The 11844-nt window shown below is 72.8% G+C and carries 11 protein-coding genes; 3 read left to right on the forward strand and 8 right to left on the reverse strand.

Annotation, left to right across the window (positions count from 1 at the left end):
- Positions 1 to 368 precede the first annotated feature (368 nt).
- Positions 369 to 3107 (forward strand): DNA gyrase subunit A, encoded by a 2739-nt coding sequence (gene gyrA / locus MET2598_RS0102860; protein WP_026190472.1) that lies wholly within the window; start codon positions 369 to 371, stop codon positions 3105 to 3107.
- Positions 3108 to 3419: 312 nt separating this feature from the next.
- Here gyrA and MET2598_RS0102865 read toward each other — a convergent pair whose 3' ends face one another.
- Positions 3420 to 3635, reverse strand: a complete 216-nt coding sequence (locus tag MET2598_RS0102865; RefSeq protein WP_018259813.1) for a DUF1127 domain-containing protein — start codon at positions 3633 to 3635, stop codon at positions 3420 to 3422.
- 111 nt (positions 3636 to 3746) lie between these two features.
- Here MET2598_RS0102865 and MET2598_RS0102870 point away from each other — a divergent pair, with 111 nt between their 5' ends.
- Positions 3747 to 4436 (forward strand): ArsR/SmtB family transcription factor, encoded by a 690-nt coding sequence (locus MET2598_RS0102870; RefSeq protein WP_018259814.1) that lies wholly within the window; start codon positions 3747 to 3749, stop codon positions 4434 to 4436.
- Positions 4437 to 4616: 180 nt separating this feature from the next.
- Here MET2598_RS0102870 and MET2598_RS0102875 read toward each other — a convergent pair whose 3' ends face one another.
- The 7 genes from MET2598_RS0102875 to MET2598_RS0102905 all read right to left on the reverse strand — a co-directional run bounded on the left by MET2598_RS0102875 (position 4617) and on the right by MET2598_RS0102905 (position 11297).
- Positions 4617 to 6761 (reverse strand): S9 family peptidase, encoded by a 2145-nt coding sequence (locus tag MET2598_RS0102875; RefSeq protein ID WP_012334174.1) that lies wholly within the window; start codon positions 6759 to 6761, stop codon positions 4617 to 4619.
- A 171-nt stretch (positions 6762 to 6932) separates the two neighbouring features.
- Complete coding sequence (locus tag MET2598_RS0102880; RefSeq protein ID WP_018259816.1) at positions 6933 to 7355, reverse strand: SufE family protein; 423 nt, start codon at positions 7353 to 7355, stop codon at positions 6933 to 6935.
- A 66-nt stretch (positions 7356 to 7421) separates the two neighbouring features.
- On the reverse strand, positions 7422 to 8450 hold the full coding sequence (locus tag MET2598_RS0102885; RefSeq protein ID WP_018259817.1) for a PAS domain S-box protein: 1029 nt from the start codon (positions 8448 to 8450) through the stop codon (positions 7422 to 7424).
- An 86-nt stretch (positions 8451 to 8536) separates the two neighbouring features.
- Positions 8537 to 8926: a DoxX family protein gene (locus tag MET2598_RS0102890; RefSeq protein WP_012334171.1), complete on the reverse strand. Its 390-nt coding sequence runs from the start codon at positions 8924 to 8926 to the stop codon at positions 8537 to 8539.
- A 69-nt stretch (positions 8927 to 8995) separates the two neighbouring features.
- On the reverse strand, positions 8996 to 9868 hold the full coding sequence (locus MET2598_RS0102895; protein ID WP_012334170.1) for a S1 family peptidase: 873 nt from the start codon (positions 9866 to 9868) through the stop codon (positions 8996 to 8998).
- A 156-nt stretch (positions 9869 to 10024) separates the two neighbouring features.
- The gene (locus MET2598_RS0102900; protein ID WP_018259818.1) at positions 10025 to 10879 is read right to left on the reverse strand and encodes a trypsin-like serine protease; all 855 of its coding nucleotides are present in this window, start codon (positions 10877 to 10879) and stop codon (positions 10025 to 10027) included.
- A 106-nt stretch (positions 10880 to 10985) separates the two neighbouring features.
- A complete protein-coding gene (locus tag MET2598_RS0102905) occupies positions 10986 to 11297 on the reverse strand; it encodes a hypothetical protein (RefSeq protein ID WP_012334168.1) in 312 nt (103 codons plus the stop codon).
- A gap of 162 nt (positions 11298 to 11459) precedes the next feature.
- On the opposite strand from MET2598_RS0102905, the gene MET2598_RS0102910 reads away from it, so the two are divergent.
- Positions 11460 to 11837 (forward strand): PepSY domain-containing protein, encoded by a 378-nt coding sequence (locus MET2598_RS0102910; protein ID WP_026190474.1) that lies wholly within the window; start codon positions 11460 to 11462, stop codon positions 11835 to 11837.
- The last annotated feature ends 7 nt before the right edge of the window (positions 11838 to 11844 follow it).

The following is an 11844-nucleotide window of genomic DNA, read 5'->3' on the forward strand; positions in this document are numbered from 1 at the left end:
GTTCGTCGAGGACGATGCGGCGGGATCGCTGACCAAGATTGCGGGATCGCTGACCAAGATTACTGACCAAGCTCAATGACTTGGAGCCGCGCCCGATCGCAACCGGATCGGGCGCGGCTCCGGGATCTCGGCCACGCGGCGTCGCGGCCCATCGCGGCGCGGCCACGACCACGACCCGGATCCGTCGGTCCGGGCCGTCGCGTCCGGCGGGGCGCGCAGCGGCCGGATCCGGGTTGCGCGGGGGACCCGGAAACCCCATCTAAATCATTGCTGGCGCATCCATTCCGGCCACTGCCGCGCTGCTGGCGGCGGCACCCGAAATCGGCTAGTTTCCCCGTGGCCCCGTCGGCCCCCGCGAGAGTGTGACCTTGGCAGAGAAAGACGAGACTGGCGCTCCCCCGCCCGCCAGCGACATCAAGCCCGTTTCCATCACCGACGAGATGCGCCGCTCCTACCTCGATTACGCGATGAGCGTGATCGTGAGCCGGGCGCTGCCGGACGCGCGCGACGGCCTCAAGCCCGTCCACCGGCGCATCCTCTACTCGATGTACGAGAACGGCTACCTGCCGGACCGCAAGTACGTCAAGTCGGCGCGCATCGTCGGCGACGTGATGGGTCAGTATCACCCACACGGCGACCAGTCGATCTACGACGCGCTGGTCCGCATGGCGCAGGATTTCGCCATGCGGCTGATGCTGGTCGATGGCCAGGGCAATTTCGGCTCGATCGACGGCGATCCGCCGGCGGCGATGCGCTACACGGAATCGCGCCTCGCCAAGCCCGCCATGGCGCTGCTCGAGGACATCGACAAGAACACGGTCGACTTCAACCCGAACTACGACGAGTCGAAGGACGAGCCGGCGGTGCTGCCCGCCCGCTTCCCGAACCTCCTCGTCAACGGCGCCGGCGGCATCGCGGTCGGCATGGCGACCAACATCCCGCCGCACAATCTCGGCGAGGTGATCGAAGGCTGCATCGCGCTGATCGACGATCCCGCCCTCACCATCGAGGGCCTGAACGAGATCATCCCGGGTCCCGACTTCCCGACCGGCGGCCAGATCCTCGGCCGCGCCGGCACCCGCGCCGCCTACATGACCGGCCGCGGCTCGGTGATCATGCGCGCCAAGTCGCACGTGGAGGAGATCCGCAAGGAGCGCGAGGCGCTGGTCTTCACCGAGATCCCCTATCAGGTGAACAAGGCCTCCCTGGTGGAGAAGATCGCCGAGCTCGTGCGCGACAAGCGCATCGAGGGCGTGTCGGATCTGCGCGACGAATCCGACCGCGACGGCATGCGCATCGTGGTCGAACTCAAGCGCGACGCGATGGCGGACGTCGTCCTCAACCAGCTCTACCGGTACACGCCGCTGCAGACCTCCTTCGGCTGCAACATGGTGGCGCTGAACGGCGGCCGCCCTGAGCTCCTCAACCTCAAGGACCTGATCCAGGCCTTCATCGACTTCCGCGAGGAGGTCGTCTCCCGGCGCACCAAGTTCCTGCTGAGGAAGGCGCGCGAGCGCGCCCACGTCCTGTGCGGCCTCGCCATCGCGGTCGCCAACATCGACGAGGTCATCCGGCTGATCCGCACCTCGCCGGATCCGAACAGCGCCCGCGAGGCGCTGATGGCCCGCGACTGGCCGGCCGTCGACATCGCGCCGCTGATCGCCCTCGTGGACGATCCGCGCCACCGCGTCGCCGATGACGGCACCTACCGGCTGTCCGACGCGCAGGCCCGCGCCATCCTGGACCTGCGCCTGCAGCGCCTGACGGCGCTCGGCCGCGACGAGGTCGGGGACGAGCTGAAGCAGCTCGCCGACGAGATCGCCGACTACCTCGACATCCTGCGCTCGCGCGCGCGCATCCTCGGCATCGTCAAGGCCGAACTCGCGGAGGTGCGGGCCGAGTTCGCGACCCCGCGCAGGACCGAGATCCAGGACTGGGACTCGACCGTCGAGGACGAGGACCTGATCCAGCGCGAGGACATGGTCGTGACCGTGTCGCACGCCGGCTACATCAAGCGGGTGCCGCTCTCGACCTACCGGGCGCAGCGGCGCGGCGGCAAGGGCCGCTCCGGCATGACGACCCGCGACGAGGATTTCGTCACCCGGCTCTTCGTCGCCAACACCCACACCCCGGTGCTGTTCTTCTCCTCGCAGGGACAGGCCTACAAGGAGAAGGTCTGGCGGCTGCCGCTCGCGGCCCCGAACGCCCGCGGCAAGGCGCTCGTCAACATCCTGCCCCTCGACACGTCGGGCGAGCGGATCACCACGATCATGCCGCTGCCGGAGGACGAGGCGTCCTGGGAAACGCTCGACGTCATGTTCGCGACGGCGAGCGGCCACGTCCGGCGCAACAAGCTGTCCGACTTCGTGCAGGTCAACCGCAACGGCAAGATCGCCATGAAGCTCGACGAGGGCGACCACATCGTCCATGTCGAGATCTGCACCGTGGCCGACGACGTCCTGCTGACGACGGCGGCGGGGCAGTGCATCCGCTTCCCGGTCACCGACGTGCGGGTGTTCAAGGGCCGCGACTCGACCGGCGTGCGCGGCATCAACCTCGGCAGCGGCGACCGGGTGATCTCCATGACGATCCTGCGCCACTTCGAGGCCACGCCCGAGGAGCGGCAGGCCTATCTGCGCCGGGCCAACGCCGACCGCCGGGCGACCGGCGAGGCGATCGAGCTGCCCGCGACGCCGGAGGCGGACGGCGAGGAGACCGCGGCCTCGATCGACCTCGATCAGGAGCGCTACATCGCCATGGGGGCGGCGGAGCAGTTCGTGCTGACCCTCTCAGAGCGCGGCTTCGGCAAGCGCACCTCCTCCTTCGAGTACCGGATCTCCGGGCGCGGCGGCAAAGGCATCAAGGCCATGGAGGTGAACACCCGCAACGGCCACCTCGTCGCCTCCTTCCCGGTCGAGACGAGCGATCAGATCATGCTGGTGACCAATGGCGGCCAGCTCATCCGCGTGCCGGTGGACGACATCCGCATCGTCGGGCGGGCCTCCCAGGGCGTGACGGTGTTCAACACCGCCAAGGACGAGCGCGTCGTCTCGGTCGAGCACATCGAGGGCGAGGGCGAGAGCGAGGAGGAGGGCGAGGGCAACTGATCCCCGCCCCCTCGCCGCCGAGGCCGATCAGCCGCGCCGCTCCGGCCGCCGAAGCGGGGCTCGCCGCGTCCTCGCGCGCGACGCCCGGCATGGCTCATGCCGGTCCGGGGGCGAGCACGGGACCGCGCCGTGACGGGCGGGGTCACACCGGCGGCCCAGCATGCGGACGCGTCGGGCCGTCGGCCCTTACGACTCGTCGGCACCAAGCCCAGGGCTCGGCGGCGATTCGCGAACGGAACCAACGGTCCCGGGCCATGACCGCCGGTCTCGCCTGCCCGTACTGACCGCGCCCTCTCCGCTCCGGCTGCCCGCTCAACCGCGCCAGAACGGCTTCGCGCATTCCGCCCGCCGTCGATCCTCGTCGAGGCCGATATCCGCCAGGAGGTGCGGGCTCAGGTCGCGCAGCTCCCAGCGGGTGCGGTGGTGCCGCAGGCAGAGCACGAGGAGCGCGCGCAGCCGCGCGCGCAACGGAGCAGCGAGCGGCGCGGGGTGGGTCCTGTCGGGCTGGATCACGGCGGGCTGGCTCATAGCGGGCTGGCTCCTGGCCTCACCCTGCCGCCGGCCCGCGCCCGATGCTGCGGCCGCGGCCGAAGCGTGGCGCGTCCTCCCGTGCTACCTCTCGGGCAGGAGGGCTTCCGGATGGTCACCACCGCCACGATCGCGCAGCTCGGCGCCCTGATCGGCGATCCCGCCCGGGCGGCGATGATGCAGGCGCTCATGGACGGGCGCGCGCTCACGGCGGGCGAACTCGCCGGGGTCGCCGGGATCACGCCCCAGACCGCGAGCGGCCACCTCGCGCAGCTGACCCAGGCCGGCCTCCTCGCCGTCGCCCGCCAGGGCCGCCACCGCTACCACCGCCTCGCCGGTCCGGCCGTCGCGCGCCTGATCGAGGGCCTGATGCAGGTCGCCGGGGAGGCCGCCCCCGGGCCCCCCACCGGACCGCGCGACGCGCGCCTGCGCCTCGCCCGCACCTGCTACGACCACATCGCCGGGCGGCTCGGCGTCGCGCTCGCCGAGGCCCTGGCCGCGGCGGGCTGGATCGAGATCGCGGAGGAGGCGGGGCTCGTCACGCCGACCGGGCTGGCCCGGCTCACGGCCCTCGGCGTCGCCCTCCCGGCGCCCGGCCGCGCGCGCGGTGCCCCCCTGTGCCGCCCCTGCCTCGACTGGAGCGAGCGGCGGCCGCACCTCGCAGGGCGCCTCGGCGCCGCCCTCTGCGCGCACGGCCTCGATCAGGGCTGGATCCGGCGCGAGGCCGGGTCGCGGGCCCTGCTGATCACGCCCGAAGGCCGGCGCGGCTACCGCGAGGCCTTCGGGGTCGCGCTGCCCTGAGGCGGTTCATACGACATCCGACGAATTGCTTGGCCATGCGGATGCCGGCGTCGCTCAAGCGCTGCGCGGGCTTGTCATCCCACATCCGCTCGCTCCTTTCGGGATGGCGGATTGGGGCTTCGCTCACCCGCCGCGCGGGCTTGGCAGACGCTGTCCGGACGTGAGCGTCCGGACAGCGGATCAGGCGGCCTCCCCCGCCTTGCCGGCCACGGCGAGCGCGAAGGCGTAGATCAGCGCCACCTCTTCCAGCCGGTCGAAGCGCCCGGCCGCGCCCCCGTGCCCCGCCTCCATGTTGATGCGCAGCAGGACCGGACCGCCCCCGGTCATGGTGGCGCGCAGGCGCGCCACCCATTTCGCGGGCTCCCAATAGGTCACCCGGGGATCCGTCAGGCCCCCCAGCGCCAGGATCGCCGGATAGGCGGCGGCCCGCAGGTTGTCGTAGGGCGAGTAGGACAGGATGGTCTCGAAGGCCTTCGGGTCCGCGCCCGGATTGCCCCATTCGGGCCATTCCGGCGGGGTCAGCGGCAGGTCGCCGTCGAGCATCGTGTTGAGCACGTCCACGAAGGGCACGTCCGCCACGATGCCGGCGAAGAGCTCGGGCGCGAGGTTGGCCACCGCCCCCATCAGCATCCCGCCCGCGCTGCCGCCATGGGCGACGATCCTGCCGGCCGAGGTGTAGCGGGCCTCGATCAGCGCGCCGGCGCAGGCGACGAAATCCGAGAAGGTGTTCGGCTTCTTCTCGCGCTTGCCGTCGAGGTACCAGCGCCAGCCCTTCTCGGTGCCGCCGCGGACATGCGCGATGGCGTAGACGAAGCCGCGGTCGACGAGCGAGAGCGGGTTGGTGCGGAAGCTCGCCGACATCAGCGAGCCGTAGGAGCCGTAGCCGTAGAGGAGGAGCGGCGCCGTGCCGTCGAGCGGGCAGTCGCGGCGGTGGAACAGCGAGATCGGCACGCGCTCCCCGTCCGGCGCGGTCGCGAACAGGCGGCGGGTCACGTAGCGCGCCGGGTCGTGGCCGCTCGGCACCTCCTGGCGCTTGCGCAGGCGCCGGGTGCGGGTCGAGAGGTCGTAATCGTAGATCTCCGCCGGCGTGGTCAGGGACGAGTAGACGAAGCGCGCCTCGTCGGTGTCGAAGGCCAGGCCCGGCAGCAGGCCGAGCGAGTAGGCCTCCTCCTCGAAGGCCACCGCGTGCTCGTCGCCGGCCGCGTCCCGGACGATCAGCCGCGGCCGCGCATTCTCCAGTTCCAGCCGCACGAGGTGCCGCGCCAGCACGTGCAGGAAGCGGATCATCACGCCCGGGCGGTGCGGGATGAGGTCGCGCCAGTTTGCCCGGCCCGGATCGGCGAGCGGCGCCACCACGATCTTGAAATCCTCCGCCCCGTCCGCGTTGGTGCGGATGAAGAGCTCGTCGCCGCGGTGCTCCACCGAGTAGATCAGCTTGTCGGTCCGCGGCGCGACGGTCCGGTAGAAGGTGCCCGGCCGCGCCCTGTCGATCAGGTGGACCTCGGAGGTCTCATGGTCGTTGGCCGTGATGGCCAGGAAGGCGCCGGACTGGGTCTCCTCGATGCCGACGAAGAAGCCGGAATCGGGCTCCTCGTAGACCGTCTCGTCGTCGACCTGGGGGGTGCCGAGCCGGTGCAGCATCACCTTGGCCGGCCGGTGGTTCTCGTCGACGGCGACGTACCAGAAGGCCGCGCCGTCCGCGCTCCAGACCGCCTCCCCGGTCGTCGCCAGGACGGCGTCCTCGCGGTCCCGGCCGGAGGCGAGGTCGCGCACCCGGATCGTGTAGAGTTCGGATCCCTTGGTGTCGGCGCTCCAGGCCAGCAGGCGATGGTCGTCCGAATGGGCCACGCTCGACAGATCGAAGAAGGCGTGGCCCTCGCCCTCGCGGTCGCCGTCGATCAGGATCTCCTCGCCCTCGCCCGCGAGGCGCTCGACCGGCACCGCCTCGATCCCGGCGGCGGGACGGCGGCAGACCAGGGGATGCTGCCCCCCCTCCCGGTGACGGGTGTAGTAGGCGAAGGGACCGTCGACGTTGGGGACGCTGCTCTCATCCTCGCGGATCCGCGCGCGCATCTCGGCGACGAGGGTCTTGCGCAGGGACGCGGTCGGGCCGAGCGCCGCCTCCGCGTAGGCATTCTCCGCCTCCAGGTAGGTCCGGATCTCCGCCGGCAGGGCCGCCGGATCCTTGAGCACCTCCCGCCAATTCGCCGCCTTCAGCCAGGCATAGGGGTCCTCGACGGTGCGCCCGTGAACGGTGAAGCTGTGGGGCCGCGCGGGCGCCGTCGGGGAAGGCAAGCTCGGCCGAAGGGACGAAGTCATGGACATTACCGCGTGAGAGGCAATCGGTGCCGGAGGCCATCGGTGCCAGAGTCAACCGGTGCCAGAATCAACCAGTGCCATGTGCCGCCGGAGGCGCGCCGGTGCAAGCCGTGCGACCGCATGCCCGGACGGCTCGCCCGCTTCCTGGCGGAAACGGCTGCCTTCGCGCGAGCGGGATCAGGCCGCCAGCCGCGCCGCGTCGGAGCGGATGCGCTCCATCATGGCGCGCGCGCCGTTGGAGCGCTGCGCGGTCAGGTGCTCGGAGAGGCCGAGCTGCTGGAACAGGCCGAGCGCGTCCGCCCGCGCGGCGTCCGCCGCCGTGCGGCCGTCGAAGAAGGCGATCAGCACGGCGACCACGCCCTTGGTGATGTGCGCGTCCGAATCGCCCAGGAAATGCAGGCGGGGCGTGCCGTCCGATCGATCGACCAGGGTCTCGAGCCAGACCTGGCTGACGCAGCCCCGCACCTTGTTGGCGTCGCTCCGCGCCTCGGCGGGCATCGGCGGCAGCTTGCGGCCGAGTTCCATCAGGTACTGGTGGCGGTCCTCCCACTCCTCCAGGAACGCGAAATTGTCCACGATCTCGGCGATGGGCGGCAGCATGGCGGGAAGGGTTCCGGGTCGATGGCCGGGATATAGGGACGAGCGGCCGGCCACGCCACCCGGACGTCACGCGGGCACCGGCAGCAGCAATTCGAGGGGCGCCTCGGCGGTCGCCTCGCCGGACGCCACGATCTCCGCCTGCCCGGCATAGGCCGCGATCAGCCGCGGGCCGAGCTTCGGCGGCGCGACGGTGACCGCGCCGTTGCCGATCCCGCCCGAGATCACCCGGACCCGGACCGGCTCGCCGGGCGGGGCGTCGGGGATCAGCACCGAGGTGAAGCAGGTCGCGCTCTCGGGCGTCGCGTCGAGGCCCTCCGCCACCACCTCGGCCAGGATCATGCCCAGCGCGTTGGCGGTGCGCGGCTGGAGCAGGGCCGAGCGCTCCGCCGCCACCTCGACCACGATCCGCCCTGCCCGGCGCAGCTGCGCGAGGCCGCGGCCGAGCCGCTGCAGGTACTCGGCGAGATCGATGCTGGCGATGGCCGGCGCCTCGTGCAGGTGCTGCTGGACCAGCGCGATCGCCCGCACCCGCTGCCCCAGCGCGTCGAAGGCCGGCCGGCACGGCTGCGGCGCCGCGCGGCCGTAGAGGCCGATCAGGCTCACCATCACCTGAAGGTTGTTGCGCACGCGGTGGTAGACTTCCGCCAGCAGCGCCTCCTTCTCGGCCGCGGCGTGGGCGGCGTGCTCCTCGGCCCGGCGCCGGTCGGTGATGTCGAAGCAGGTTCCGCAATAGCCCTGGAAGGTGCCCTCCTCGAAGAGCGGCGTGCCCTGGCCGAGCATCCAGCGGAAGTCGCCGTCGTGGCGGCGCAGGCGGTACTCGGAGGTGAAGCTGGTGCGGTCCGTGTGGGCCGCCGAGATCAGGTCGTCGTGGGCGCCGCGATCCTCCGGGTGCACGCCGTCCCGCCAGCCGTGGCCGAGCTCCTCCGCCGCCTCGCGGCCCCGGAAGGCGAGCCAGGCCGGATTGACGTAGATGCAGCGCGCCTGCGGGTCGGTGCGCCAGATCGGGAGCGCCGCTCCCTCCGCGAAGAGGCGGAAGGCCGGGCTCACGGCGGCAAGCGGGTCGGCCGCCCCGGTCGACGATGTGTCTGCGGCCATGTCCGTTTTGCCCGCTCTGCCGGTTGTCTCCTTCGGAGCGCGGTCAACGTGCCGGCCTCCCCGCCGTTCCGTGCGTGTAACAGGCGTTAACGCTGGTTGACCGCGAGGCGCCCCGGACCGACTGCGGCGATCATCAACAGCGCCCCGATGATCGAGAGATTTTTCAGGGCCTGAATCTGATTGGTGCGCACGGCTTCTCCAGTCATGGCCCAGAAATTGTGGAAGAACACGACCGTCAGCACGGTGAAGGCGGCGAGCGCGACGGCCGCCGCGCGGGCGTAGAGGCCGAGCGCGATCAACGCGCCGAGGCCGAGTTCGGCCGCGATGGTGAGGTAGGCGAGGATCTGGGGCGCCGGCAGGCCCTTGCCGGCGATCGCGGCGGTCACGCCGCCCGGGTTCATGAGCTTCCCGAAACCGGACCAGAGGAACAGGGCCACCACGCAGAGGCGGGCCACGAGCAGCACGGCATTGGTCATCGGGACTCCTCCGGATCGGGGCCCGGATAGGAGCCCGGTCGCCGCACCGTCAAGCTCGGGTAGGACCGCTCAGCGGCCGCCCGTCCAGTCGGCCGGGTTGCCGCGCAGGCTGCGGGTCGCCGCCTCGTCGCCCGGCTGGTAGCGCGAGAGGTCCGCGGCGCGGGCCGAGATCCAGTCGGTGTGCCGGGCGATCGGGGTCACGGCGGTGAAGCCCCCGCAGGCCGTGCGCACGCGGCCCTGCTGGGCGGCGCCGCTCGACCAGCTCACCACCCCGACCAGCTGGTAGCTGCCCGCGCTGCCCTTGAGGATCGGGCCGCCGGAATCCCCCAGGCAGGCGCCGGCCCCCGCCGTCTCGGCGAGGCTGCGGCGATCCGCCACCACGGTCACGGTGTTGGCGACCTGGAGGTCGCCGAGGGACACGAGCCGGGCCTGGCGCAGGACCCGGGCGGTGCCGCGCCGGTTCTCGGCCACGACCCCGTAGCCCGCGATGGAGACCGGATCCCCGGCCGAGATCCCGCCGCCGCCCCGCAGCGTCAGGGGCTGGAAGTCCGGCCCGAGCCGCTCGCTGAGCTTGAGGATGGCGAGATCGGTGCCCGGCTGATCCTCGGGCGTGGTCCCGGACACGAAATCGGGATGCATCGCCGCCGCGACCGCGCGCAGGCGCCGCTGGCGGAAGCCGCGGTCGGTCACGACGACCCAGTAGCCCGCCCGATGCATGACGCAATGCGCGGCGGTCAGCACCAGATCCTGGTCGATCAGGGAGCCGGAGCACATCTCGCCCGTGGTGCTCTCGATGCGCACGACCGAGCCGCGCAAGCCGTTGGGGTCGCGCTCGATCTCGCCGAGGACGACGGCCCCGGCTCCACCTGCGCCGAACAGGGCGGGAAGGCTCGCGGCCGCGGCGGCCAGGACGGACAGGAATCGGGTCGAGACGAAGCGCATGTGGTGAACTGTGAGGCCTCCGGCCACGCTCGACAAGGGAAGTCTCGCCGCCGGCTTCCGGTTCCGAAACAATCCGCGCGCAGCGTAAACAGGATCGTGAGGCGTCCGACCGCGAAGTCGAAGCGTCCGCCTTCCCGTGTACCGGGCGAGAACCGGTCATTCCCAGCGCGCGACGACGCTCCAGCGCGACAGGATCCCGTCGATCCAGGCGCGCTGTGGCCCGAGAAGCACGCCCTGGGAGAAACCGCCGCAACCTCCCGGACCGCTGGTCCAGGTCGTGACCGCGACGACGCGGTCCGCGGCGGTGATCGGTCCGCCGGAATCGCCCTCGCAGGCGCCCGCGACCCCGTCCGCCGCCCGCAGCCAGACCAGGATCCGGCTCGGCCCGTGCGGTTCGACGGCCGGCAGCGCCGCGACCCGGTAGGTGCCGCTGCTGCGCGGATCGCGCGGACGGGCGAGGCCGTAGCCGCCGAGGGTGAGGGCGGCCCCGGCCCGGGGCGGGGCGGCGGAGAGCGGCGCCGGGGCGAAGCGGGCGGGCAGCGGGGCGGGCAGGCGCAGGAGCGCGAGGTCGATCGAGCGGCGGCGCCCCGCGACGGCGCCCGGGTCGAAGCCGGGATGCACCGCCGCCTCGGCGAGCGGCAGCAGCACGGGCTCGCCCGCGCCGTCGCGGAAATGCACCCGGTGCTCCGCGCCGGGCGCGGCGCAATGGCCGGCCGTGAGAACCACGGTCGGGGCGAGCACGACGCCGCTGCAGACGCCGCCGCGGGAGGAGAGCACCATCACGGCCGAGCCCGCGAGCGGGCCGCCGGGATCGTCCCGCCCGCCGATCACCGCCGCGGCCGGTGCCAGGGCGGCGAGCCAGCCGGCCACTGCGGCCGGCGCCAGGGCGGCGAGCCGGCCGGCCACTGCGGCCGGCGCCAGGGCGGCGAGCCGGCCGGCCGCCGCGGCCGGCGCCAGGGCGGCGAGCCGGCCGGCCGCCGCGAGGAGGGAAAGGAGCGTCGCTGAGGGCATGGCGGGGCGCCGACGGGCTGCGGGAAGGTCCGGACCCCGCCTCTGCACCGTCGCGGGCCCGGTCGTCCACAGCCGGTTGCGGCCGTTCCCGCCGCGAGGGGGCTCGTCAGTTCGGTCCCGTGGCGAACACGCCCGCCACGACCGCGTCGGGGACGAGGCATCCGGTGCAGACCGAGGCGATCGCGCGGTTGGCCCGCGCGGTGATGCGCGCCTCGAAGGCGGCCCGCGCCGCCGCGGCCTGCGCCTGCGCGTCGGCCGACCCGCCCGCGCCGATCTCGCTCTGCGGGCGGATGCGCAGGAAGAGCGGCGCCTCGCCCTCCTGCGCGCGGGCAGCCGGCACCGCCAGCACCGCGCAGGCGAGGGCCGCGGCCCACCGCCGGACGGCCCCGCGCCCGGACCCGTTCCCCGTCTCCGCCATGCCCCCTCCCCCGCCGATCCCGGCCAAGCTCGGCCCGAGCGCTTAACCAATCGCTAACCTTGACGGATCCCTCGGTGCGCCTCGGCACGGCCGGCCGCGGCGTGGCGGGCCGACGCCCCGCCATTCAGGCCGCATTCAGTGCCTCGGCGAGATGGTTCGGCCATGCGACACGCGGTTGCCATCTCGGCCCTGGGGGCTGCCGGGCTCATCGGAGCGATGGGCTGGTACGCGCTCGCCCAGGACAGGGCGGAGACCGGGACCGTGGCGGCGCCGACGCAGACGACCCGGCTGTCGCAGGCGGGGCAGACCTGCCTGTCGCCCGGGGACCTGCGCGAGGCCGTGGCGGAGAAGCGCGTCGTCGAGCCGGTGGCGGCGATCCGGGCCGCGCAGGCGGCGGTGCCGCGGGCCGACATCGTGCGCGCCAATCTCTGCCGCCGCAACGAGGCGCTGGTCTACATGCTCACGGCCTTGCGCCGGGACGGGCAGTTCGTGCACGTCGTGGTGGATGCCCGGTCGGGTCAAGTGGCCGGCCAGTGGTGAGGCCCCG

It is taken from the genome of Methylobacterium sp. WSM2598, assembly GCF_000379105.1.
In the GTDB taxonomy this organism is placed as follows: Bacteria; Pseudomonadota; Alphaproteobacteria; order Rhizobiales; family Beijerinckiaceae; genus Methylobacterium.